The sequence below is a fragment of the Acinetobacter sp. YH12027 genome, from assembly GCF_013420085.1.
Lineage (GTDB): Bacteria > Pseudomonadota > Gammaproteobacteria > Pseudomonadales > Moraxellaceae > Acinetobacter > Acinetobacter amyesii.
Genome location: NZ_VOYW01000014.1, coordinates 1 through 24464 on the forward strand (window position 1 = coordinate 1; position 24464 = coordinate 24464).

A 24464-nucleotide genomic window follows, 5' to 3' on the forward strand; every position below is an offset into this window, starting at 1 on the left:
GAATTTGATTTACCAAACTCTTGAGGTAAATCACGCCAAGGACAGCCTGTTCTAATTCGAAATAAAATCGCTTCAATAAAATTCCGTAAATTTAATTTGAGATAAATATTAAAGTGACGGAAAATAGAAAGTAACTTGGACCAGTGTTGATCATTTAGCATTGTTCGAGGCATAGCGAGCGTAAAATTGGGTTTGGCGATTTAATTTTACTATCTCGCTATTTTTTTAATCAACAAATGTCAACAGACCCTAATAAAAACTTTAAAAAATAAAAAATTTACGATATAAATAAAAATCGGTTATAGATAAATTCAAACTTATCCATAACCGAACAATTTAAATTCCATTATGACAATGCAAAGCTTTTTTTAATACATATCAATACGGCTAAATAAAACAACTGCTTAAAACTTTACACATTCTAAAGAAGCTAATCTGTTTACAGTCGCTGGTCCAACAGCACTTACCATAGATATTGCGCATATATTTGCGCGCCCATACGTTTTGCTTGGTTGGTATTGAATGAATCTGCTATGTATTTAAAACCAAAGTTTTCATGTTTGACGGAAAGGCCAAACGAATTGGTTTGGGGTTCAAAATGGATTCCCCACATTAGCCCTGTATTCCAATATGCATTGAGCTGCCAAAGACTTATATACTCATTTGAGATTGAACTGAGTCCTAAACTCCAAGCCTGCTCTGAGTCATAATTTAAATCCGTATAAATTTTAAATGGCAGCTTTTGCGCATAGGTCTTATCTTTATCAAACTCTCCCTGAATATCAAACCGTGGACGCTTATCTTGATCATAGCTGATGTTATATCGTGTGTATGGAGCATCTTGCCAATATAAATATGCCAATGCATCCTGAATATTAATTTTTAAATTCCAATTTTTTGCAATAGCACCTCTTAAAGTCGCATCTAGGGCATAGCCATACCCGCTATGCGCCTGCTCATTCCAGCCCATTTCATCTTCTTTCAAAGCAGGATGATCATAACTGTAATCTATGCTCCCATTCAGCCATTTGACGCGGTCCATAAGCTCTTGCTGATCTGTCGTTACCCCTAGCGCATTAATATGACCATCAATATAATGACGCCCAATTAACGCGGTTATACCCGTTTCTAAATTCCAATTCGAACTAATGGGCCATGTATAGGCAGCCCGAGACCCAACAGTATCAATATGCTGTGCTTCAAGCCTCAAGTCATACGTTGAGTTTGCATCGATAGGCAGTTCATTCTGTATTTGATAATAAAGCTTTGCTGTATCCTCACTGAAATTGAGCGCATAGTCATATCGCCAGATCCAGCTAAAATCCCAATTACCCTGCTTTACGCCCAATTGCATTAAACCATGAGCAAATGCATTTTTTCCTGATTTAAACTTAGAATCACCCCAATCATCTGTAAATGCATGAATCGCTAACGGTTCACTATAAACATCTGCTTGCACTTGATAATAGATAGCCTCTTGTGCATAGCTATAAAACGGGAGCGATAATCCCAATAATACTAATTTTTTTTTCAACATAGAAAAAAGGGGGAACATCGTTACCCCCTCTCCTTAATTCATTATTATGGTGCAATCATTAGCACAGTGTTATCGGTAAATTTCGCAGAATAAATGCTATTCGATACTCTATTGATCGTACCGTAGCTAACAGTACCGACTTTAATATCAGCAGAACTGAATTGATCTAAATCTGGAATTTCTACAAATGCACCATTCGCATGAGATACTCTTGACCAGATAATTGGAGATTGCGCGATCAGATTGTCAGTTTTTACATCTATATTTAATGTATTTTGATCAACTGTAACTTTAAGATTTGCTATCCCTTTTTGGTAATCATTCCTTTTAGCGTTAAGCAGTAAACTGAATGGCTTCACAGCAGCCCCCCCACCTTTTACGTTACCAGAGAGATTAACTGTCAAATCTGCATTAATAAATGCAGCCGCAGATTCGCCTTGGGTAATATCAAAGGTTTTAGTCAGATCATTTTTTAGCTTAATATTTGCATCTAAGCCTAAGTTTTCTGCTCCGCTTAAAGCCTCACCTTTCAAAATAATTTCATATGGAATAATTTGATTAAATGTTTCAGTACCATTTTTGAATTTAACTCGAGCAGCTTTGCTTGAAAGTTCAGTTAAATTCAGCTTCGCGTTTTGAGTTGTTAACAAAACATTTAAAAATTTAAATTGTGCCGTAACCGGAGCATTTTCACTTTCTGAGTCTTCCAGCTTGATAGCTGTATCATAAACAACTTGAGCGGTACTGTTGCTATTAAACCCTAAGCTTGATTCTAATCCATCCGCATTTTTAGCTGTGATTTTACCGCCTGAAACTATTTTAAAATCATGCTGTTTTGCAGATGCTGTGAATGGCGCATCCAACTTTAAATTGCTTACAGTAATCAAAACCGCATCGCTAAAAACATCTTTTCCAGTAAAAGTACTGCTATCCCAAATATAGTCCATCCAATATTTAGCCGATACACTTCCATTAACAGAAACTGAAGTCGGTGTTACGCTGATTTTAAGACCATTTTTGCTCAAAATATAATCTGGATAATATACCCCCCCATAGGTCGTATCAGCCTCTAAAAGTGCCTCTAAGTCTGCAGCGGTATAGTCTTTTGTGGAACCTTGAGCATCTTTCTGCGCCAATGAAGCTAAAGTAATGATGAGATCAGAAGCATTACTAATATCATTTCCTGCATTACTTACAGCATCAAATGCAGGCTCATACTGAGACTGCAAACCTTTAAAACTGTCAAAATAGGCAATAATATTGTTCGTAGTTTTGATTAATACTTTAGCTTTCTCTAAATCTGTTGCTGGATTTGATGGGTTAGCTGTTTCCCCATTTGAACCGCCATTATCTGAAGTCCCACCGCTACTAGAAGACCCGCCGCCACCACCGCCACATGCAGTTAAAATTACAGAACAGCTTATTGCTAATAAGGTTTTTTTTTAAATCATTATGTTTTTCCCTCTTAAAAATACAAATAAAAAAGCCTTTAAAAATTAAAGGCTTTTAAAAAAAGAATCAAGAACAAAAAGTAACATTAATCCTCTGGATATTCAAAACGGTAGCCGACGCCATACACAGCTTGAATCCACTCATGACGGTTGCCAGTTTCCGCTGCATCTGAAATCTTACGACGTAAATTTTTAATATGACTATCAATCACACGGTCAGCCACTTCAAAACTGTCTGGGTTAATATGATCAAGCAATTGCGCACGTGAATACACCTGCCCTACATGCTCTAAAAACAACTCAAGTAAACGAAACTCTGTTGGCGTTAAGCTCAACGCTTTTTGTTGATACCAAATACGTTGCTGTGCTTTGTCCATACGGAATAAATCATTCACATCTGGCTCTGCTTTACGTTCTAAACGACGTAATACCGCTTGCACACGTGCCACCAATTCTTTCGGACTAAACGGTTTGCAGACATAATCGTCAGCACCCATATTGAGCCCCAATACACGGTCAATTTCTTCAGTGCGTGCAGTCACCATAATAATTGGCAGATCAGACTGCTCACGGACTTTACGGCAAATGGTTAAGCCATCCATACGTGGCACCATTAGGTCCAAAATCATTAGACTCGGCTTACGCTGCGTGAAGCTCTCATAGGCTTCTTGACCATCATGAAACATGCTGACTTCAAAGCCTGCAGCCTCTAGATAATCACGCACTAGCTGTGCAAGTTCCACTTCATCTTCAACCAACATGATATGTTTCATGCATGCTTCCTTTTAATATTTCATCTGTTTGGGAAATGTCAATTTGCAACGCAAACCGCCCAATGGAGAATGATCAAAACTCAATTCTCCGCCCAATGCTCTAGCTATTTTTACGGATAACGCCAATCCTAATCCTGTACCACCGGTTGCACGCGTGCGCGAATCATCCACACGATAGAAACGCTCACCTAAACGTGCCAACTGTTCATCAGTTAAACCAAATGGGCTGTCATCAACATACACGGTCCACTGGGTTTCATCTTGCTCAGTATGAACATGCACTTCACCGCCAGCTTCCGTATAACGAATACTGTTACCCAATAAGTTGACCATAATCTGTTTAAAACGGTCTATATCTAATTGTAATGAAGTGCCATCGCCCGTTGCTGTAATTTTCAAATCTGCTTGCTCAAACTTCGGCTTAAAGCTTTCAACTTCTTGCATCACTACATCCCACGGATTGAGCGTGGTCAAATAACAATTCAGTTGTTGTGCATCAGCTTGCGCCAAATCCGCCAAATCTTTGGTCAATTTTTTCAAACTACTCACTTGATTGAGCATTGAGGCAAAATGCTCTGGCGTTGGCTTACGAATACCGTCCTGCATCGCCTCAATTTGAGCCTGCAACACCGCCAATGGGGTTTTTAATTCATGTGAAGTATCGGCCACCCATTGACGACGTGACGTTTCATGCTGATCGAGAATCACAGCCAACTGGTTCAATTCATTCGATAAATCACCAAGCTCATCATTACGGTTCACTGCAACTTGATGTTGATAATTACCCTTGGTTAATTCACGTGTTCCCATTAACAAACGCTGAATCGGTTTTTTAAAGTATGTTGCCAATAACAATGCTGCAATTAAACTCGCAATAAAACTAAGCACATAAACCAATAATAAATAACGTTTTTGCTTACTAAAAAAGTTAATACTGATCGCATCATCTTGCTCGAGTACAGGTTTGAGTCCTAGATACCCCACGATTTGATTATTTACCATAATCGGACGATAAGAAATCTGTTCATCTGTCGGTTCACCCACGACAAATTGGCGCTGTGCATCATATAAAGATAAACGTGAACTCAAGCCCAAGCGGTCAGGCATTTGAATAAACTGTTTTTTACCACCATTGTTGGTATTGTTTTGAGAGGATTGACCGGCATCTTTATCTTTTTCATCCGCATTCGACTCTTTGGGGCGGAACACATTTTGATTCGCGCTTAAAGGAAATTTTAAACCTTCAAAAGGTTGAAACTCAGACGGTAAGTTTTGTTCAAGCCATTTTAGCTCTTCAGTTTTTTGTTCTGCCGTTTGCTGTGGCGTTGCCAACATCGATGCTGCATTCAAACTATGATCTTGGAAATAGCGCTGCTGCAATGCAATGTCATATTGACGACGCAGCCACCACCGAGAGAGACGATCATAGTCATCTGGCGCAGCCTGCCCTTCAATTTGCAAAATTTGCGCCTGAATCGCATTGCCCCAATCATGATAAACCGTATACACATCGGCTAAATTTTCAATGACATGGTCAAGCTTTTGCATCTCGACATCGGCCACATATTTGGTGAAATTACGCTGCATATTCCAATGCAACACGCCAAGACTTACCGTTGTGATGACGAGCGTCGTCAACAGCACAGTCAGAAACAAGCGTAAGGCAATCGGGATACGACGTATTTTCAAAAGAGAACTCTCATTTTTCTTCTATATTCATTATTGTAGCGAACACGCTACTAAAAAACTCTCCATTGTTTCTACATCTTTATTATTTAATCTTTAACCATTGAAAAAATATCTAATCTGGTGGGGTATAGACTATGAAACAAATGACCAAAATGGCTTTAATCGGTGCAAGCGTATTGAGCATGGGTGCATTGACGGCTTGTCAATCGACAACCGCACCAAAAGATAACGATCATGGCCGTATGATGAAACAACATCATGGTGATCAAGATCGTCGTATGTCACCTGAGCAACGTGAACATTTCAAACAAATGCGTGCAGAGCAACGTCAAGTGTTTGCAGAGATGCAAAAAGCCTGTGATGGCAAGACTACAGGTTTAACAGTTCAAGTAAAAGCTGGCGATAAAAGCATTGATGGTACATGTACCATGGTGTTCAACGCAGACCGTCAAGACATGAAAAAAGCACGTGGTGAACACAAACCAATGCGCGGTGAACATCGTCCAATGCATGGCGACATGCGTGGTCAGATGCAACGCGGTGAGCCACTGACTGATGCAAAACGTGCAGAGCTGACTAAACAATTTGATCAGCGTTTAGCAGAACGCCAAGCGAAGCAACAAGCGATTATGAAAGCATGCCAAGGCAAGACTGATGGTAGCACGGTTGCGATTAAAGTTGGCGAACAGCAAATCAATGGTAAATGTGAAGTTCGCTTCCAACCTAAAGCCCCTGTTGCCCCGACGCCAGCACCAGTAAAATAAGTCAAAGTTAGCTCGCAATATCATTGAGTATAAAAAGGCACTCCCATGAGTGCCTTTTTTATTGGACATATCTTTTTACGCTTTTTGACTATTTGTGTCATTCATTTTCAGCCAAAAGTGTTTACACTCAATGCACTTAGCATTTTCAAGGGATATTTCTTTGACTTTACAGTCACCAACAAATCGCCCTGAAATGCTTGTACCCAATAAGAAGATGTTGCACGATTAGAACCATTCCAATACGTGTCATTGAAGACACGTTCAAATGTTTATTTAGGATTACTAACGCTGGTAGAAACCAGTATTGAGGAAAACGATATGCCACAATACAAAGCGCCCTTACGTGATATGCAATTTGTTCTGCATGAACTTTTAAAAGCAGAAGATCACTATGCACAATTGCCTGCATTTTCTGATACCGTAAGCCGTGAGTTGGTTGACCAATATCTAGAAGCTGCTGCTGACTTCTGTGAAAATGAACTTTCTCCTCTTAACCAAGTCGGCGACCGTGAAGGTTGTACTTGGAATGATGGCGTTGTAACAACACCAACTGGTTTTAAAGAAGCGTATCAAAAATATATCGAACTCGGTTTCCCATCTTTGTCTGCTGAAGAACAGTATGGCGGTCAAGGTCTACCTGTTTCACTAGGTAACATCATTTCAGAAATGGTGGGTACATCGAACTGGGCTTGGGGTATGTATCCAGGTCTATCTCATGGTGCTGTACGTACTTTAGAACATCACGGTTCTCAAGAACAAAAAGACACTTACCTGCCTAAACTTGTTTCAGGTGAATGGACAGGTACGATGTGCTTAACAGAATCTCATGCAGGTTCTGACTTAGGTATTATCCGTTCTAAAGCTGAACCACAAGCAGACGGTAGCTACGCAATCTCTGGCGAGAAAATCTTTATCTCTGCTGGTGAACACGACATGGCTGAAAACATCATCCATATCGTCCTTGCTCGTCTTCCAGGTGCACCAAAAGGCACGAAAGGTATTTCATTATTCATCGTACCTAAATTCAATGTAAATGCTGATGGCTCAATTGGTGAGCGCAATGCTGTACGTTGTGGTTCGATTGAACACAAAATGGGTATCCATGGTAACGCGACTTGTGTCATCAACTTTGATAACGCAAAAGGCTTCTTGATTGGCCCTGAAAACCGCGGTCTAAACTGCATGTTCACATTCATGAACACGGCACGTATCGGTACTGCTGTACAAGGTCTTTCAGCTTCTGAAGGCGCTTTCCAAGGTGCACTTGCTTACGCAAAAGACCGTTTGGCAATGCGTTCACTTTCAGGCCCTAAAGCACCTGAAAAAGAAGCAGATCCAATTATCGTGCACCCTGCAGTACGCAACATGCTGCTTACGCAAAAATCATTTGCTGAAGCTGGTCGTGCTCTGGTTTACTTATTGTCTTTCCATGCCGATATCGTGGAACAAGGTGCAACGGAAGAAGAACGTAAATTCTCTGACAACATCTTGTCTCTACTAACCCCAATTGCTAAAGCATTCTTGACTGAAACAGGTTCTGAATCTGCAAAACACGGTGTTCAAGTATTTGGTGGCCACGGCTTCATTTCTGAACATGGTATGGAACAAATCGTACGTGATACACGTATCTCTTGCTTGTACGAAGGTACGACTGAAATTCAAGCAATTGACTTGTTAGGTCGTAAAGTATTGGGTACTCAAGGTGCAATGTTGAAAGACTTCACCAAGATCATCCATAAATTTGTTGAAGCTAACAAAGACAACGCTGCCATGAAAGAATTTGTTGAGCCGCTTGCTGCGCTAAACAAAGAATGGGGCGACTTAACCATGCAGATTGGTATGAAAGCAATGCAAAACCCTGAAGAAGTGGGTGCTGCTGCAGTCGATTACCTCTACTTCTCTGGTTATGTAACGCTTGCTTATTTATGGGCTCGCATGGCGCTAGTTGCACAAGAAACTTTAGCTGCAGGAACAACAGATGTTGATTTCTACAATGCGAAAGTAACGACTGCTCGCTTCTACTTCAAGAAAATCTTACCGCGCGTTCGCTCTCATGTAGAAGTGATCGCAGGTGGCCTAGATCCTCTTATGGCATTGGATGCAGAACACTTTGCATTCTAATGTGAATATCTAAAACATATTCAAAAAATTGTACTCTTGAGTGCAGAAATAGAGAAAGGACGGTCATAGCATTGGCAGTCCTTTTTCTTTATAAATAGTCCCATAATTTTACTTTGGTCAATTTTCTCCACGCTTTGTGTCGATATAAATTGCCCCAAGTCCATAGATTCAAACAATAAACAGGTGAACGAACATGCCAATTTATAATGCGCCGCTTGCAGATATGAAATTCATCTTAAATGATGTTTTTAAAGCAGAACAATTCTGGCAAAACAACGAAAATCTTGCTCACGTTGATGCTGCAACTGCAGAAGCCATTCTTGAAGAAATGGCAAAATTTGCGCAAAACGTCACTCATCCTTTAAACCGCACAGGTGATGAAGAAGGCGCAACCTATAGCAATGGCAATGTCACGACTCCTGCTGGTTTCAAAGAAGCATTTAAACAATATGCAGAAGGCGGCTGGATTGGTCTAGGCGCAGATGAAGAATGGGGCGGTCAAGGCATGCCAAAAATGCTGACTGTTCTGTCTGACGAAATGCTGTTTGCAACCAACCCATCATTCATGCTCTACCCGCTTCTTTCTGTAGGTGCAGGCATGGCCTTAAACAGCTATGCATCACAAGAGCAAAAAGAAACTTATTTACCAAAAATGTATACAGGCGAATGGTCAGGCACCATGTGCTTAACTGAACCGCATGCAGGCACAGATTTAGGTATTATCAAAACTAAAGCCGAACGTAATGAAGACGGTACTTATAACATTACAGGTACGAAAATCTTCATCACTGGCGGTGACCACGACCTTTCTGAAAATATCATCCACTTAGTTTTAGCGAAAACGCCGGATGCGCCTGCGGGCTCACGCGGAATTTCACTATTCATCGTACCTAAATTCTTGGTGAATGCAGATGGTTCATTGGGAGAGCGTAATGCTGTAGGCCCTGGTTCTATTGAACATAAAATGGGGATCAAAGCGTCTGCAACATGTGTGATGAACTTTGATGGCGCGAAAGGCTACCTGGTTGGTAAAGAAAATGAAGGCCTTGCAGCGATGTTCGTCATGATGAACTACGAACGTCTGTCTATGGGTATTCAAGGCCTAGGTGCTTCTGAATTTGCCTACCAAAATGCTGCGCAATATGCGACTGACCGTTTACAAGGTCGCAGCGCTTCTGGCGTGCAATCCCCTACAAAACCTGCAGACAGCATCTTAGTTCATGGTGATGTACGTCGTATGTTGCTGAACGCACGTGCCAACAATGAAGCGTCTCGTGCATTTGCGGTTTATGTTGGTCAACAACTGGACATTACCAAGTTCTCTACTGACCCAGAAGCAGTCAAAGCAGCAAATAACCGTGTTGCGCTGTTAACACCAATTGCGAAAGCGTACTTAACAGATACAGCTTTTCAAGCAACACTGGATGCGCAAATGGTATTTGGTGGTCATGGCTTTATTCGTGAATGGGGTATGGAACAATGTATCCGTGACCTGCGTATCGCACAGATTTACGAAGGAACCAACGGTGTTCAGTCTCAAGACTTAATTGGTCGTAAAACCATTAAGTGCAATGGTGAATTCATTGCTGAATATATCCAAGAAATCCGTGATTTTGCCAATAACTTAGATGCTAGCTTGAACTACATCAAAGATGCAACATTAGATGCAGCAGCTGAAGTTGAAGCTGTGACTCAATATGTACTTGAAGCTGCTCGTGAAAACATTGAGTTCCCGAACTCAGCAGCCGTTGATTACCTACATGCTGTAGGCTTACTCAGCTTTGCCTATATGTTTGCCCGCATTGCAGATGCAGCAAAAGACAAAGATGGCGAGTTCTACCAAAACAAACTTGCACTAACCCTTTACTTCACGCAGCGTATTTTACCTGAATTGGCTTTACGCATTGCTAAAGTGAAAGCAGGTTCTGAAGTGATCATGAACTTCTCTGAAGATTACTTTACCAACCAAGCTTAATTAGTCGTACAAAATCAAAAATGCCCGATTTATCGGGCATTTTTTTATTTTACTGCTCTTATTACATAAACACTGAGTGCAACTTTTTGAAAAAATCATAAGCATACTTACTTATTCACAATCTCCTAATTCCATTCGATATGTAAAACAAGGATGGAGCTGATCGTCTAGCATTGGAAATGTAGCCCAATGCGTTTTCTCTTTATCTTGTTTAAATCCTACCTTCATTAAGACATTTTGTGATGCTAGATATTCCTCAGCACAAAAAGATGAAACAACATTCGTGACTTGATTCTGCTTTAAATACTTAATTCCCCCATTTAAAGCCTCAGTCATATAACCACAACCATGAAAATTCACCCCTAACCCAAAATGTATTTCTCCATGGTTTTCTTGATGGAAGAAATACAGTAAGCCCATCGCTAACTGCGTATTCTTATCACTAATCACCCATGCAAAATCAGGATTGTGTATCGACCAATAATAATCTGCCCACTTTTCTAAAACACTCTTAGTCTGTTTAATCGTTAAATGTGGTAACCGCTGCAGATAACGAGTTGCTTCTATATTCGAAAAATATGTATCAAATAATGAAATTTCATCTCCTAACTGATACTTTCTCAGGCATAAACGTTCAGTTTCAATCATATTGGGCATGATTATTTAGCCTGTTATTTCATGGGATAATATTTTTTGATCGACTCCTCCATTTCAGCATTCGACCTTTCCAAAGCTTTTGCCACATTCATCGCATCTACAACACTTCGGTTTTGACTCACTTTAAATTTCCCAATCATCGACTGAATATCGATTTCAATCGCTATAATTTTTTCCAGTTGTTCCGCGATAAAATCATGAGGCGCATCGCCCATTTTCCATGGCACGGGTTGGCTAGCTTCATGTTGTCGAGTCAGCCGAGCCAAAACACCTCGTAAATATTTTTCATCGTCAACTTTACGAATTGTGCCTTTGACATGTACCACGCGATAGTTCCATGTCGGCACAACGCGATGATGTTCCTGCTTTCCTTCATACCAGCTTGGCGAAATATATGCTTCGTCGGCATGAAAAATCACATAGGCTTGCGCTGACTGATTTAGCAATTCAAACATTGGATTGGCCTTAGCAATATGACCGCGTAATACACCTAATTCGCCTGACTCAGCGTCATATTCTAGTGGTAAATGATTCACTTCCAACTCACCATTGGGTGCAGTCAGTATTACTGTCGCCAAAGCATACTTACGCATAAGATCAATCAGATCAGGGAGTTCATCATGTTTAAAATGCGTTGGTTGATACATCGTCGCTTCATTCTTATAGGACAAAATTTAAGCTCAAACTTAACATTAAAAACTTTATTAAACCTAAAAAATATTTTTGTCATATGCGCTTCATGTGCATGAAATTTGCTTGGTATTTAATGACTAGTTCATCATTGAATATTCACGCAATTTACACAGGAGGAATATATATGACACACCGTGATCCCAAAGTAGAAAAAGTTGAAGCCCTCCTTGACCGTTTTGGCAACCTTGCTGTAGAAGGTTTTCATTATCTTGCACTGTTTGTCATCGGCTGTATGATTTTATGGTCTGCGGGTCATACCATTTTTGAAATTATTACAGTTAAACAATTCGCCACGATTGACGATATTTTATTATTGTTTATTTTCCTCGAACTCGGTGCCATGGTCGGTATTTATTTTAAAACTAACCACATGCCGGTACGCTTCCTGATTTATATTGCTATTACTGCCCTGACCCGTTTACTGATTTCGGACATTCAACATGACCATAAAGCGGATATGGGCTTGGTCATTACTACAGGTTCGATCCTCATCCTTGCTGTGGCCATTTTGATTGTGCGCTATGCCTCTTGGACATATCCTTCGGTTATTCGAGATAAGCATTCCGAGAAGCCACTGCCTGAAGGAAAAACCCCACGTCCGCAAGATGATGAATTGGCTTAAACACTAATTCGTTCCTTCTCCTTTTAGGAGACGAGTAGCACTACTACGCAAGAGAGAGGTTATAAACCTTATCGATTAGGCACCAATACATAGCGACCATTTTCAAAAATCCAGTACATTCCATTGGGTGGTGCTGGTAAACCTAAACGCTGCCAATCACTGATAAAAGTATAGGTTGAACTGGAAATACTCGCGCTGGCAGGATCACCATTCACCCAGCTATAACTTTTTGAATTTTGGATAATCGTAGTCGGTGCTTGATATTGAATACTTATGCCATTTTGCACCTGTGGTGGATATGGACGGTTTGGATAATTGGGATATTGAGGGCGATGAGGATAGTTCGGGTAATGCTGCGGGTAATTGGGAGCATGCTGTGGATAGCTTTGACCATGTTGGGGATAACCAGGCCGATTCATCGACGGTGGGCGGTGTTGTGGCTTTGACGTATCTACACCTTGGTAATTTGCCCATTTGTTTTCCGCAAAAGTACTGGCTGAAGTCATTATCAGCATCACACCTGCCATTGCATAGAATAATGTTGCTTTCACTCGAGCTTTCCTTCACGGTATATAGATTAAGTATAAAACCCATTTTAGGAGAAAAAATGAATAAAAATCCATCAAATGCAAGAATTTGTTAATTCTCCGACCAAGCTGATCGCACCTTCATGCTAGCCTGTTTTTGATTGGATTATGCTAAGATTGATTTTATTTCGTAGTGGATCAAATGCTGTGTCTGAATTAAGTTTTGACCGACTTCATCAATTTTTTTCTAAAGTTCCAAGTATTCAAGAACAACTGATTGACTCGTACGGAACCGATGGTAAAACTGCTTGGTGGTTTAAATTTCAAATCAATGTCGACCATCCTTTGGCATGGCAAACTGTTCAAGAGTTGGGTCACGTTTTAAATTATATTTCTAAGAATGAACGTTTACCGACACAGTTTTTACCTGTTTCTCCACCACCATATATGAATGGTGAAGCCAAACAATTTTTATCATGGGTGATTCAATGTAACCATGCCGATTTTCCACCAGATGTTATCTGTGACTGGTTAGAAGCACGGTTACCGCAACCGGTAGATGATGCCGATAAATGGAAAATCAAAACTGATTTGCATGAATTGGATCAAATGACAGATAAGGATTTAGACCAAATCGTTCCGCCAAATCCGGAACCGAGGAATTAAAACTGATTAAATCCCTCCTAACCTCCCTTTAAAAAAGGGAGGAAAGTCCCTCTTTTCAAAAGAGGGATTTAGGGAGATTAAGACAATTCTAAAAAGTAGATAATCCGCTCCATTCCATAAAGCGATACAACACATATTTCAACTTAGATTCATCGGCATACGTATCGTAATCCACACTCATCTGCTTACCATCACGGTTTGACCAAGCCGTATTAAAATACTGATTTGCCTCTTTAAAGACTTGAGCGTCTTTCAAACCGATCACTCTTAAATCCGTTTCTAAATTATAATTTTTCAGGTTACGCGCTGTGAAATTGGCAGAACCTAAAATCATATCTGCCTGATAGGCTGTTCGTTTTAAAATCATCTTGCTATGGCACTGCTCACCTTGGGTATTACACCAACGCACATCAATACCAGCATCATGCAATTCAGAAGCAACAGGACGGTTTGGAATACCATTTTTGGTACGACCAAAAGCATCTTTATTCGGATCGAGTAATACCCGCACTTTCACGCCACGTTCATGTGCAGCAATGAGTGCTTTGATAATTTTACGTTCTGACAAGTAGAACATCGCGATATCAATTTCAGTTCCAGCTTTCTTCGCGCTATCAATTAAGTCGAATGTGGCATCATAAATTGCTTTTTCAGTTAGCACTTGAACCTGTGGCTGAGTTTTCGCCGCTTCAACATCCTTAATCACCACAAATGGAATATTGGCTTTGGACATCATTCCAACGGCTTGCTCGGTCTTTAACAGATCAATCGCGGTCATGCCTTTGACGGTTAAGGCCACATTAGAATGTCGTGAGCTACCATCATGCGGATTCATAGAGGTGACCAAACCTTTCCAACCTTCAACGGTATCTACCACCAAGGTTTTACGATGATTGGCTTTAAAGTTGAAAAGATCCATATAACTGCGGATCGTCACCTTTTCGGTTCCCAATGGGTTCGGTAACCAGCCTTTTTCAGGATTATTGCCAATATCTTGACAACAGATATACCAAAAACCTGACCATGCAGGATTGGACGCACGAAGCGGCGCCAAATTGGTTTCCATCAACTCAATCCCCCCTTGCCGTAATTGACGATAATGCTCGGGTTGAATGCCGCCATAGACCGAATTGACAGGGTCAGTAATCACAAAAATTTCCACTTGAGGAGATAGTCGACGCTTCAAAATCAGCGCATCGGTCAGCTCCTGTGTTAATTGTTCATGTTTTAATTGAGAGTCGCCAACTTGCGGATTAAAGAGAAACATATCCAACACAATGGTCGACTGTGCTTCTTCGATCATTTTTAGCATTTCTTTAAAAATGCGATGTTCCTGTTGCTGCTTTCCTTGCGCATCAATATAGGTTTCATCCACTAAAAAGTTCACTTCAGCATGGCGAAGTTTCCCCGTGTAGTTCAGCCCTTCAGGGAGTGGTTTTAGCGTGTGATAGGTTGCCGATGCCAAATAACCTAAAACCAATAAACCAATGACCACACCCACATAGCGACGGCGTGACCAATTGAGCTTGTGATGTATTCGTTGAATGATGCGCATAAGAAAAAACCTAGTCTAATGCGCTCAGACTAGGTTTTATTCATTGATTTTTCAAGAGGATTTCTGTGACTTAACCTAGACTTACTTAGAAAAGTCTGTGCAATTTCAATTAGAAACCAAATTCAAGACCGACCGTAAAATTACGACCGACTTGAGGAATATTGGCAAGGAATGACGTGTGAGAATAAACATCTTCATCCAATAAATTGTTGGCTTTGAAATAGACTCGATAATCATTTTGATCTTTCAACTGACCACTATAGGCCACACCCAAGTTCACCATGTTGTAGCCATCTGTTTCACGCTCAAATGCAGTGATTTTGTCTTGTTTGAATACATGTGAATATTCTGCAAGACCTGACCAACCATCGGCAAAGTCAACATCGACCTTGGTTCCTAAGCGCCCTGCAGGCACACGTGGCGCATTTTCACCATCAATTTTGCCGCGAACATAATCACCAAAGACACTGAGTTTATACATGTCATTTACTGCATAACCCACTTGAGCTTCCGCGCCATAGAACTTGGCTTTGTCTTGGGTGTAATCAACTAAGCGGAAGTTTTCAAAATTATCTTTGGTTGCAGCATAAATGTAGTTGTCATACCAGTTGTGATACACATGAACGTGATAATCCAACTGATCTTTTTCATAATGGAAACCTAATTCTAGATTATTAGATTTTTCAACATCTAGATTTTCATTCCCACGTTCATAGGTATTGGTCGCAAAATGCTTGCCATCTGCATACAGCTCTTGCGCCAACGGTAAACGCTCTTGATGAGAACCCACCAAGGACAATTTATAATTTGGTGCAAACGCCCAATTCACAGCACCTGAATAAGAGATGCCATAATCATCATAATCTTTTTGTGCAGAATCGATTTGAATTTTCTGCTGATCGACACGGGCGCCCAGCTCGACATGAAAATCACCAAATTGTTTATGTTCTAAACCAAATACACTCCATTTTTGGGTTTTATTTGGGTTCATCAATGACTCTTCGCCACTGATATTGAGCTTTTGCTGATTGTACTGGGTACCGATTACCCCTTCCCATTCAGCAATTGGGTTATGGACCAATTCTAAACGGCCATCATAGCCCTGACTTTTAAAGGTCGTTGCCGCTGTATCACCTTCAATTTCGTCATGTTGATAATCGGTATAACTTGCATGTGCACGGAGTTTTTGGAAGCCCGCAAACGGATTCGCAAGTTCGGTACGGAAATCATAGCGTTCTGACTTTAAGTCGACCCATGGGCCTGCGGCATCATGATCGTGATCATGTTCGTCATGGGCTGAATGATCATGCTCATCGGTATGCCCATGGTTGTCATGACCATCACAATGTAAATGGTCATCATGTGGATGACAGCTTTCATATTCATGACTATGCCCCGGCAAGCCATATTGGTCTTGACGGTTGCTATAAGACAGTCCAGCAAAACCTCGATCATGAATCCATGACGCACCTACACTGACATTTTGCCCTTCTGCAAAGGTGTTGCCGACACGGCGTTCTTTTTCTAATTCGCCATCATGATCATGAAAATAATTGGGTGCAATATAGTCATTGGCTTTACGTTTCGAGCCTTCTACACGGATGGCAAATTGCTCACCTAAAGCAGCCGTCACACCGGCACTCGCCAATTTTTCATCACTGCCTGAGTTATAACGAACCCCAACTTGACCTTCGTAGCCTTTATCAGGAATAGAGGTAGGAATCTTTTGATCCGTCACGTTGACCAAACCGCCAACTGTGCCTGCCGCGTATAACAGCGTTGATGGCCCACGGATCACTTCAATTTGTTTTGCCAAAATCGGATCTACCGTAACCGCATGGTCAGGAGATAAGGTCGAAACATCTGCAGTTTCTGAGGCGTGTTCTAAGACTTTGACACGAGGGCCATCTTGACCACGCAGCACAGGACGACTTGAACCTGCACCAAACTGATTTGAATATACACCCGGCTGTCCGGCTAACGCATCACCAATTGTGACGCCACCTTGTGCAAGAGCTTTATGTTGAATGACATTATCGGCAACAGCAAAATCTGCCGCACTTTGGTTTAAAGGATGGACCTGAACATTAATCGCTTCGAGCTTTTGTACCTGTTGTTCTGGGTCATCGGCATAAAGGTTGGGTGCAATCACTGCAAAAATCGAAACAGTTATTAAATTCTTATGAAAAGACATGTTGGAGAGACTCAAATCAGGCTATTTTTGAATAATGTTATAATATAACATTTCATTCGTTTTGCAATAAAAAACATTTTAATTTGCCCAAATCATATACACTCACCTATACCACATTGTATTTATTCATATATTTATTTTAATTCAATGCCTTTTACCATATCCCATGCTGTACTCGCACCGCCTATTTCCAAATTAAGCGGAAATCGCCTGCCTATTGCAGCACTCGCAATTGGTAGCATGGTGCCAGATTTATTCCGTTTATTTACTAATGCTGACTATGCAGGTTCACATCAATGGTCGGGGTTAATTGTTCCAAACTTAATCCTAGGTTTGCTGTTTTGTGTGCTGTGGTATGTGCTTTATCGCCCGATGTTATTTGCTTTTTTTGGTTTAAATAAGCCGCTGCATCTACAGAATTTCAATCAATGCTGTGGGTTTATCCTAAGCCTCATCCTCGCACTCATCATTGGAACTTCGACGCATATTGTTTGGGATGGCTTGACCCATGTTGACTTTCGTACCTTTGCTTTTAAAGATCTCTTAAGTCTGCCGATTCCATTTTTTGGTCATTCATATCCCCTACATCGTGTGTTGCAAATTGGATTATCTGGCTTGGCACTCCCCGTTTTGGCATGGATGATTTATCGTCATCATCTTCACTATCGAAGTACTGCAAACGTCCCCACATCCATCAAAGTCTATGTATATGCTTTAGCGGCCCTGTCTTTAGCTGCGGGAATCGCAAGTTATTTTTATTTTGCTGACAGTATTTATTCTGATGCCTTTGTACACGACTTGTATGCCTATATCGGCAAAGCCATTAATTATTTTTTCCGTGCATTTTTAGCCACGTTTAGCTTCGGTAGTCTGATATTTCTGATCTTAAGCAAGAGCACTAACATTTTTTCTACGTCATCGGCTTAAGCCCTTCATTGAGCAAAAATTTGCTGTAAATTTGGCTGTTTTAGCAATAAGTCCTTGTGACAAAACAGCCAAAAAGAGGCATAATCCCCTATTCGAATAAAAGCGGTACGCTGTTTACGTATTCGCTGACCTTAACCCATATAGTTGGATTTCTAACGCTATGATGCGAACTCATTACTGCGGCTCACTTACTGAAGCCCAAATCGACCAAACCGTTACATTATGCGGTTGGGTTCACCGTCGCCGTGACCACGGTGGTGTAATCTTCCTTGACATGCGCGACCGTGATGGCCTTGTTCAAGTGGTGATTGACCCTGATACTCCTGAAGCTTTCGCGACTGCTGATAAATCACGTTCAGAATTCGTATTAAAAATTACAGGCCGTGTACGTCGTCGTTACGAAGGTACTGAAAACGCGAATATCGTGAGTGGTCAAATCGAAGTTTTAGGCAAAGAAATTGAAGTTCTTGCTGCGTCTGAAACTCCTCCATTCCCATTGAATGACGAAAATACCAATATTTCTGAAGAAGTACGTTTGAAATATCGTTTCCTCGATATTCGTCGTCCAGAAATGTTAGATCGTTTACGTTTCCGTTCTAAATTAACAAACCTGATTCGTAACTACTTCGAAGAAAATGGTTTCCTAGACGTTGAAACACCGATTTTGACTCGTGCAACTCCTGAAGGTGCGCGTGACTATTTAGTACCAAGTCGTGTTTCTAACGGTAGCTTCTACGCACTTCCACAATCTCCACAATTGTTCAAACAGTTGTTAATGGTTGGCGGTATCGATCGTTACTACCAAATTGCTAAATGTTTCCGTGATGAAGACTTACGTGCTGACCGTCAGCCTGAATTCACACAAATCGACGTTGAAACATCGTTCATGAGTGACGATGACATCATGGATTTGATGGAACGTTTAACGGTTAAGATGTTCAAAGAACTTCTAAACGTTCAGTTCGACAAATTCCCTCGCATGACTTATGCAGACGCAATGCGTGACTATGCATCTGATAAACCTGACTTACGTATTCCTTTGAAACTTGTTGATGTTGCAGACATGATGCAAGACGTTGAGTTCAAAGTATTCGCAGGTCCTGCAAAAGATCCTAAAGGCCGTATTGTTGCGCTTCGCGTACCAGGTGCTGGCGCGCTTCCACGTAGCCAAATCGACGAATACACTAAATTCGTTGGCATTTATGGCGCGAAAGGTTTGGCTTACATCAAAGTCAACGAACTTGAAAAAGGTATTGAAGGTCTTCAATCTCCAATCGTTAAATTTATCGAGCCAATCGTGCTTGATCTATTGAAACGTGTTGGCGCTGAAAATGGCGACATCGTATTCTTTGGTGCGGACAAAGCGAAAATCGTAAATGATGCGATGGGTGCTTTACGTATTAAAGTCGGTCACGACATGAAACTTGCAACTTGCGAGTGGGCGCCACTTTGGGTTGTTGACTTCCCAATGTTCGAAGAAACTGATGACGGTAAATGGACGTCTGTTCACCACCCATTCACGCTGCCAAAATCAAGCGTTGAAGAAGTGAAGAACAACCCAGGTGCTGCACTTTCTGTTGCTTACGATATGGTATTGAACGGTACTGAAATCGGTGGTGGTTCATTACGTATCTTCAACCTAGAAATGCAAAAAGCGATCTTCGAAGCGCTTGGTATTTCTGAAGAAGAAGCAGAAGAGAAATTCAGCTTCTTGCTTAATGCCTTGAAATTCGGTGCGCCTCCTCACGGTGGTTTGGCATTCGGTCTTGACCGTTTAGTGATGTTGATGACTGGTGCATCTTCTATCCGTGACGTGATTGCATTCCCGAAAACGAAAACTGCTGAATGTCCACTGACTCAAGCACCTGCGCCAGTTGAAGCAACCCAATTGCGTGACCTAGGTATTCGTTTACGCGAAAAACCTAAAGCTGAAGAATCTAAATAATCTTACATTTTAAGATTTAGATTTTAAGGTTTAAAAAACCCTGCGCTAAGCAGGGTTTTTTATTTCGACCAACAAAAGGTCGTTGAAAACCTACAAAACATAAATTAAAGATTTGATTGACTTTGCTAATATCAAAACGCTTCAACTACGTTATGATGTTGCACCACATCCTTTGAGCGATGGATAGCTCAATTTTCTACTTCCGATTATTTTGTTTTTAGATTCAGATCTTTTTGTACTTTTTCACTGAATAAGTCCGGTCTCTTGGCAAAATTTATTTTATTCCATGCTGTCAATTTTGAGACCTTGTGATCCATGTACTTTATATTCAAAATCATCGCGCTATTGCCACTTTGGCTGTTACAAAACTTGGCTTTGATGATCGCGTTTATTCTTAATCTATTTAATTCATCGATCAAACGTATCACTAGCATCAATATTCAACTGGCCTACCCAGATTTGTCAGAGACAGCGCAGAGACAGCTCGTCAGCCAAAGTATCCGAAGCCAATGCCTGACCTATATTGAATTTATTAAATGTTGGGGGATGCCGCCAAGTTATAGCCTGAGCTTATTGAAAAACATTTATGGTGAAAATATCCTCACGGAAGCACTTGCGAATAAAAAAGGTGTCATTGTTGTGGTTCCGCATTTTGGCTGCTGGGAACTACTCAATGCATGGCTGAATCTGTATACAGAACCCATGATTATGTATAAACCAAATAAAAATAAAGGAATCAATCGGTATCTGTTAGAAGCACGTGAGAAGTTTAATGCAACCCTAGTCCCGACAGATGAAACAGGGATCCGTGCCATTTTTAAACATTTGAAACAAGGTGGTCTGACGGTCATTTTACCTGACCATTTACCAAAGCCTTCAGGCGGTATTTATTCCAATTTTTTTGGGCAAAATACCTTATCGATCACGCTGGTTTCAAAGCTTGCTGCAAAAACCCAATGTAATGTCATCGGCTTAAGTTGTATTCGACAACCCAACTTAAGGCACTTTGATGTGCATTGCCAAACCTTAGCAGAAGAGATTTCCTCTAAAGATTTACAATGCTCAGTCGACGCACTGAACATCGCGATGCAAGACATCATTAACCAAGCACCTGAACAGTATATCTGGTCTTATAAACGCTTTCGGGTCTGCTTTGGCAACATCAATATGTACCGTAAATAAAGGTGATCTGAATAAAACTCAACCTTAAGATTTGTGTATCACGGGTTTGGATTAATCTTATTCAATTGAGATCGATTATCGACAGTGGCATAATAGCCTCAATTTCCACTTTAAGTGATTCTCCTATGGCTATGCGTCCTGAAGTCCGTCGTCGTGCAATCGTGTTGATTGTTTTTTCTGTCGTACAATGGTTGTTCATGCGCTACATTTTAGCCAATGAATTATTCAACTTAACCACCTATAACCGAATCGTTTTATTCTGTGTCAGCAGCCTTGCAGGTGCATTATTAATCTTTGTCGGTTTGATTTATATGGTGTTGAAAGGTAATGCGGATCGCAATTAACTTAATGTAACAAAAATTTATATGCTCGATTTACTAACTACTATCATATAGTATCAATCAGTATATTTTCTTATTAGAAAGTTAAAAAAACTTTCTAAAGAATATTCGTCAATATAGTTAATTTTATGAATGCTAGTTTGATTAACTATATTGATAAATTCATGTTGATCAAACTTTTCCTTTAATCTAATCTGCAAAAGATGTGGCAATGTATCATCAAGAATAAACATCGGTTCATCCCAGACATCACGCTTTGTAAGTTCATTAAACATGATCTGAAATATAAAATAATGTGGAATCGCATTTTGCGTTTTCCAATAATTCATCATGATTTCAAAGCAAATATGCACCATTTTATTGTTCTTTTTAGCAACGATAAAACTATTCAAAACATTAACATAGTGACGATCATGCCAACCAAAATAGTCCCCATTAAACTGTTCCCAAACTAACTTATTCTGTGTATTTTGATCACGATGAAACATAAAAAAATCTTGATTTAAAATATTTTCATCCATTGGCGCAGTCAATAAAATCGTTGCGTCGATCCACACACCACCATAAACATCCAATAAAGCGAGACGGATCAGATCAGCAAAAAAAGCAGGCTTAAACTGAGCATTTTTTTTCTTTTCCCAGACAAATTCTGGCAGATCTAAATATTCTTTTACACTCTCTTCATCAAGGCGAATCACTTGATAATCATTTTTAAACCGATCTACAGAGGCAAAGCATAATTTTACTGTTTCATTTTGCTCAGCTGCAGCTAAACCTTGTCCCCAGTATTGCCAAATAATTTTTTGGTCAGCGAACTGTTTTTTGGGGTTTAAATCAAAATGCGTTAAATTGCCTTGAAAATACTGATCTAAAAAAGTATCCCAATGATTTGCTACTTGTACTTTTTGTAAAGCATTGGCTTGCTGCTGTTCAAGCTTACGCTTGGATTTGGGAACAAAGATTGAATAAAAGCTACGCCAGGGCTGTTTTTTTAGTCGCTTTAATCGTATGGTTTGCGCTTCATCTTTAGAAAAAAGATTTTCAATATCAGTAGATATTTCTTTCACACTCATAGAACGTTGTTTATTTTCAGACATTAAAATATCTCATCATCCTTTTTAAACGACCTGTAAAACTTAAGTTATTTTGATCATCAAATTTTTTAAAGACATCAAACCATTGATCTTCACCCAAATAATGAATCTCAAATAATTCGGGGTTTTTTAATAAAGCTTGTAAATAAATACCTTGATCATCATCTACAATATTCTGATTTAACAAGTCAATTTGACACCGATAAACTAAATTTGAAAATGACAACCATTTTTCAGGTGCAGCAACAATTACACCTCCAATAATGAAAGGTTGATTATTAAAAATAGCATAATTTACACTTTTTTCATTAATAGTAAATATTTTTCTGATCGAAAAAAAATGAACTTTTTCTAATGAAAATGAGAAATCCCATACTTTAATCTTATTTAAAGTTTTTAAATTACGACAATAACCAAAATCTACCCATGCAGCCAATGGGGAGTTAACTAAACCAGCCTTAATTGCTTTTTTAACAAAATATGATTTCAAATTATTAATTAGAACATATTCAACTGACCAATATTCAGGATTCTTTAATTGCTCAGTACTAATATTTTTTTTAAAATCTTCGCTTTGCTGAATTTCAGCGATCATTTTTTTACATGAATGAAATTTTTCATCCAGACAAATATCGATCACAGTTGTTGGTTTATTTCCCCTAATTGTTTTAATTTTTTCAACATGATCTGTACTGGTAAATATCACCATATCATTTTCAAGTTGAGCCAAGTTTGAGAAGTATTTAAAGTATTTTTCCGTAGTTCGTTGTAAATAACTAGGATGTCCATTTTCCACACTCCAGTTTCCTCGCCCTATATCAAAAAAAGCCGTAATAATTGTAATAGACATTTTTTCTAACCTACTTAGGATATTGTGTTAAGATCATTTTAAAAATACGTTTTAAAATAGATATTTTCCATTTTTCAATAAAAGATTTTTTGCTCTTTTCCACTTTATTTAATAAATTACGTTCTTGCTCTATATAGCTTTGCCCTGACGCTATCGCATCTAATTCTGGATGGTCAAATAAAAAGGTCGCATAAAGTTGAGAGTTTTCATCATAATCTCTTAATTGTGACCAATGATCACAACCTTTTGGCACTTCATGATAGCGTAATAAAAGTTCAGCCATTTTACGATCTATCACATAAGAATATGTATAAAATAAACGTCCAAAATAGATTGGATGCAGTTTTAATACAGGTTGATTTTCTAATTTTTGCTCTAAAAACTCGCCCCGAACTTTACGACTACTTTTAAGTTGAATTCCGCCCATACTCAACAAAAAGCAATTAGGCAAATTTAATGCGCTGATCTGATTTTCGAGTTCATTTAAATCAATGTCATTTAAACAGATTGCATCATCTTCAAAGATACAGGCAAATTGTTCGTTAGAAGCTAAAAAATCTTTGAAAACATTCACATGAGACAACGTACAACCTAACTCGGCTGGACTTAAGGCTTTTTTACGTCCTGCAACTGCAAGTTTAAAGTATTCTGCTGTAGGTAATTGCGCCCCAATCACCCCAATTTTTGTAAATTGATCTTGGTATTTTCCAAAAGTCGTTTGTGAGAAAAAATGAGCGAGTCGAGCGCTTCCCTCTTTTTCGATACTGATTAAATATTTCTTCACAGCAAAACCTAAAAGAACAATTTGAAAATGCCAATTATATTTCATTCACATCCCAAATAGTAAATTCCTTGTTATAGATGAATAGATTTTTTGTACTGACAGGATTATCATATTTGT

The 24464-nt window shown here is 39.7% G+C and carries 23 protein-coding genes; 10 read left to right on the top strand and 13 right to left on the bottom strand.

Going from position 1 to position 24464, the window contains the following annotated elements; translation table 11 throughout:
- The 3 genes from FTT94_RS06525 to FTT94_RS06535 form a co-directional block, all read right to left on the bottom strand.
- Window positions 1–173: transposase (locus tag FTT94_RS06525; protein WP_180170449.1), on the bottom strand; the 173-nt coding region annotated here is incomplete at its 3' end.
- A gap of 290 nt (window positions 174–463) precedes the next feature.
- Entirely contained in the window at window positions 464–1555 is a 1092-nt protein-coding gene (locus FTT94_RS06530) for a hypothetical protein (RefSeq protein WP_257222989.1), read from the bottom strand.
- A 26-nt stretch (window positions 1556–1581) separates the two neighbouring features.
- Window positions 1582–2766, bottom strand: coding sequence for a hypothetical protein (locus FTT94_RS06535; RefSeq protein ID WP_257231264.1), 1185 nt, complete (start codon window positions 2764–2766; stop codon window positions 1582–1584).
- A gap of 31 nt (window positions 2767–2797) precedes the next feature.
- Between FTT94_RS06535 and FTT94_RS16650 the strand changes: the two genes are divergently transcribed.
- Complete coding sequence (locus FTT94_RS16650) at window positions 2798–2983, top strand: hypothetical protein (protein ID WP_257231265.1); 186 nt, start codon at window positions 2798–2800, stop codon at window positions 2981–2983.
- A 91-nt stretch (window positions 2984–3074) separates the two neighbouring features.
- Here the strand turns inward: FTT94_RS16650 and FTT94_RS06540 are convergent, their stop codons facing one another.
- Window positions 3075–3761, bottom strand: a complete 687-nt coding sequence (locus tag FTT94_RS06540) for a response regulator (protein ID WP_180170450.1) — start codon at window positions 3759–3761, stop codon at window positions 3075–3077.
- Window positions 3762–3773: 12 nt separating this feature from the next.
- Window positions 3774–5450: a sensor histidine kinase efflux regulator BaeS gene (gene baeS, locus FTT94_RS06545; RefSeq protein WP_180170451.1), complete on the bottom strand. Its 1677-nt coding sequence runs from the start codon at window positions 5448–5450 to the stop codon at window positions 3774–3776.
- A gap of 134 nt (window positions 5451–5584) precedes the next feature.
- Between baeS and FTT94_RS06550 the strand changes: the two genes are divergently transcribed.
- The 3 genes from FTT94_RS06550 (at window position 5585) to FTT94_RS06560 (ending at window position 10310) form a co-directional block, all read left to right on the top strand.
- Window positions 5585–6214: a hypothetical protein gene (locus tag FTT94_RS06550; RefSeq protein WP_180170452.1), complete on the top strand. Its 630-nt coding sequence runs from the start codon at window positions 5585–5587 to the stop codon at window positions 6212–6214.
- Window positions 6215–6532: 318 nt separating this feature from the next.
- Window positions 6533–8335 (top strand): acyl-CoA dehydrogenase C-terminal domain-containing protein, encoded by a 1803-nt coding sequence (locus FTT94_RS06555; RefSeq protein ID WP_078194152.1) that lies wholly within the window; start codon window positions 6533–6535, stop codon window positions 8333–8335.
- 193 nt (window positions 8336–8528) lie between these two features.
- Window positions 8529–10310, top strand: coding sequence for an acyl-CoA dehydrogenase C-terminal domain-containing protein (locus FTT94_RS06560; RefSeq protein WP_180005491.1), 1782 nt, complete (start codon window positions 8529–8531; stop codon window positions 10308–10310).
- Between the two features lie 111 nt (window positions 10311–10421).
- Here the strand turns inward: FTT94_RS06560 and FTT94_RS06565 are convergent, their stop codons facing one another.
- Both FTT94_RS06565 and FTT94_RS06570 read right to left on the bottom strand, forming a co-directional pair.
- Window positions 10422–10967, bottom strand: a complete 546-nt coding sequence (locus FTT94_RS06565) for a GNAT family N-acetyltransferase (RefSeq protein ID WP_180170453.1) — start codon at window positions 10965–10967, stop codon at window positions 10422–10424.
- 14 nt (window positions 10968–10981) lie between these two features.
- Window positions 10982–11614: an FMN-binding negative transcriptional regulator gene (locus tag FTT94_RS06570; protein WP_180170485.1), complete on the bottom strand. Its 633-nt coding sequence runs from the start codon at window positions 11612–11614 to the stop codon at window positions 10982–10984.
- Between the two features lie 170 nt (window positions 11615–11784).
- Between FTT94_RS06570 and FTT94_RS06575 the strand changes: the two genes are divergently transcribed.
- Window positions 11785–12282 carry a phosphate-starvation-inducible protein PsiE gene (locus tag FTT94_RS06575; protein WP_180164864.1) on the top strand — a complete coding sequence of 166 codons (498 nt, stop codon included), beginning with the start codon at window positions 11785–11787 and terminating at the stop codon, window positions 12280–12282.
- Between the two features lie 68 nt (window positions 12283–12350).
- Here the strand turns inward: FTT94_RS06575 and FTT94_RS06580 are convergent, their stop codons facing one another.
- The gene (locus FTT94_RS06580) at window positions 12351–12833 is read right to left on the bottom strand and encodes an RcnB family protein (protein ID WP_373686018.1); all 483 of its coding nucleotides are present in this window, start codon (window positions 12831–12833) and stop codon (window positions 12351–12353) included.
- A 183-nt stretch (window positions 12834–13016) separates the two neighbouring features.
- Between FTT94_RS06580 and FTT94_RS06585 the strand changes: the two genes are divergently transcribed.
- Complete coding sequence (locus tag FTT94_RS06585; protein ID WP_180147226.1) at window positions 13017–13475, top strand: hypothetical protein; 459 nt, start codon at window positions 13017–13019, stop codon at window positions 13473–13475.
- Window positions 13476–13563: 88 nt separating this feature from the next.
- Here the strand turns inward: FTT94_RS06585 and FTT94_RS06590 are convergent, their stop codons facing one another.
- Both FTT94_RS06590 and znuD read right to left on the bottom strand, forming a co-directional pair.
- A complete protein-coding gene (locus FTT94_RS06590; RefSeq protein ID WP_180170454.1) occupies window positions 13564–15030 on the bottom strand; it encodes a phospholipase D family protein in 1467 nt (488 codons plus the stop codon).
- Between the two features lie 109 nt (window positions 15031–15139).
- Window positions 15140–17224, bottom strand: coding sequence for a zinc piracy TonB-dependent receptor ZnuD (gene znuD, locus FTT94_RS06595; RefSeq protein WP_180170455.1), 2085 nt, complete (start codon window positions 17222–17224; stop codon window positions 15140–15142).
- Window positions 17225–17371: 147 nt separating this feature from the next.
- Here znuD and FTT94_RS06600 point away from each other — a divergent pair, with 147 nt between their 5' ends.
- From FTT94_RS06600 to FTT94_RS06615, 4 genes are all read left to right on the top strand, one after another.
- Window positions 17372–18151: a DUF4184 family protein gene (locus FTT94_RS06600; RefSeq protein WP_180170456.1), complete on the top strand. Its 780-nt coding sequence runs from the start codon at window positions 17372–17374 to the stop codon at window positions 18149–18151.
- A gap of 160 nt (window positions 18152–18311) precedes the next feature.
- The gene (gene aspS / locus FTT94_RS06605; protein ID WP_180055859.1) at window positions 18312–20096 is read left to right on the top strand and encodes an aspartate--tRNA ligase; all 1785 of its coding nucleotides are present in this window, start codon (window positions 18312–18314) and stop codon (window positions 20094–20096) included.
- A 315-nt stretch (window positions 20097–20411) separates the two neighbouring features.
- The gene (locus tag FTT94_RS06610; protein WP_180170457.1) at window positions 20412–21278 is read left to right on the top strand and encodes a lysophospholipid acyltransferase family protein; all 867 of its coding nucleotides are present in this window, start codon (window positions 20412–20414) and stop codon (window positions 21276–21278) included.
- Between the two features lie 125 nt (window positions 21279–21403).
- On the top strand, window positions 21404–21622 hold the full coding sequence (locus FTT94_RS06615) for a hypothetical protein (RefSeq protein ID WP_180170458.1): 219 nt from the start codon (window positions 21404–21406) through the stop codon (window positions 21620–21622).
- A 53-nt stretch (window positions 21623–21675) separates the two neighbouring features.
- Here FTT94_RS06615 and FTT94_RS06620 read toward each other — a convergent pair whose 3' ends face one another.
- From FTT94_RS06620 to FTT94_RS06630, 3 genes are read right to left on the bottom strand one after another with little or no spacing between them, the layout of a single operon-like run.
- Complete coding sequence (locus tag FTT94_RS06620; RefSeq protein WP_180170459.1) at window positions 21676–22716, bottom strand: capsular polysaccharide synthesis protein; 1041 nt, start codon at window positions 22714–22716, stop codon at window positions 21676–21678.
- Entirely contained in the window at window positions 22709–23563 is an 855-nt protein-coding gene (locus FTT94_RS06625) for a WlaTC/HtrL family glycosyltransferase (RefSeq protein WP_180170460.1), read from the bottom strand. The genes FTT94_RS06620 and FTT94_RS06625 overlap by 8 nt, the downstream gene beginning before the upstream one ends.
- A gap of 10 nt (window positions 23564–23573) precedes the next feature.
- Entirely contained in the window at window positions 23574–24392 is an 819-nt protein-coding gene (locus FTT94_RS06630; RefSeq protein WP_218955991.1) for a glycosyltransferase family 25 protein, read from the bottom strand.
- Between the last annotated feature and the right edge of the window lie 72 nt (window positions 24393–24464).

What these genes read in the sequence shown, in the direction of transcription:
- FTT94_RS06530 (WP_257222989.1), bottom strand. Translation starts at nt 1,555, where the DNA reads ATGTTCCCCCTTTTTTCTATGTTGAAAAAAAAATTAGTATTATTGGGA.
- FTT94_RS06540 (WP_180170450.1), bottom strand. Translation starts at nt 3,761, where the DNA reads ATGAAACATATCATGTTGGTTGAAGATGAAGTGGAACTTGCACAGCTA.
- FTT94_RS06550 (WP_180170452.1), top strand. Translation starts at nt 5,585, where the DNA reads ATGAAACAAATGACCAAAATGGCTTTAATCGGTGCAAGCGTATTGAGC.
- FTT94_RS06555 (WP_078194152.1), top strand. Translation starts at nt 6,533, where the DNA reads ATGCCACAATACAAAGCGCCCTTACGTGATATGCAATTTGTTCTGCAT.
- FTT94_RS06560 (WP_180005491.1), top strand. Translation starts at nt 8,529, where the DNA reads ATGCCAATTTATAATGCGCCGCTTGCAGATATGAAATTCATCTTAAAT.
- FTT94_RS06565 (WP_180170453.1), bottom strand. Translation starts at nt 10,967, where the DNA reads ATGCCCAATATGATTGAAACTGAACGTTTATGCCTGAGAAAGTATCAG.
- FTT94_RS06570 (WP_180170485.1), bottom strand. Translation starts at nt 11,614, where the DNA reads ATGTATCAACCAACGCATTTTAAACATGATGAACTCCCTGATCTGATT.
- FTT94_RS06575 (WP_180164864.1), top strand. Translation starts at nt 11,785, where the DNA reads ATGACACACCGTGATCCCAAAGTAGAAAAAGTTGAAGCCCTCCTTGAC.
- FTT94_RS06590 (WP_180170454.1), bottom strand. Translation starts at nt 15,030, where the DNA reads ATGCGCATCATTCAACGAATACATCACAAGCTCAATTGGTCACGCCGT.
- znuD (WP_180170455.1), bottom strand. Translation starts at nt 17,224, where the DNA reads ATGTCTTTTCATAAGAATTTAATAACTGTTTCGATTTTTGCAGTGATT.
- FTT94_RS06600 (WP_180170456.1), top strand. Translation starts at nt 17,372, where the DNA reads ATGCCTTTTACCATATCCCATGCTGTACTCGCACCGCCTATTTCCAAA.
- aspS (WP_180055859.1), top strand. Translation starts at nt 18,312, where the DNA reads ATGATGCGAACTCATTACTGCGGCTCACTTACTGAAGCCCAAATCGAC.
- FTT94_RS06610 (WP_180170457.1), top strand. Translation starts at nt 20,412, where the DNA reads ATGTACTTTATATTCAAAATCATCGCGCTATTGCCACTTTGGCTGTTA.
- FTT94_RS06615 (WP_180170458.1), top strand. Translation starts at nt 21,404, where the DNA reads ATGGCTATGCGTCCTGAAGTCCGTCGTCGTGCAATCGTGTTGATTGTT.
- FTT94_RS06620 (WP_180170459.1), bottom strand. Translation starts at nt 22,716, where the DNA reads ATGTCTGAAAATAAACAACGTTCTATGAGTGTGAAAGAAATATCTACT.
- FTT94_RS06625 (WP_180170460.1), bottom strand. Translation starts at nt 23,563, where the DNA reads ATGTCTATTACAATTATTACGGCTTTTTTTGATATAGGGCGAGGAAAC.
- FTT94_RS06630 (WP_218955991.1), bottom strand. Translation starts at nt 24,392, where the DNA reads ATGAAATATAATTGGCATTTTCAAATTGTTCTTTTAGGTTTTGCTGTG.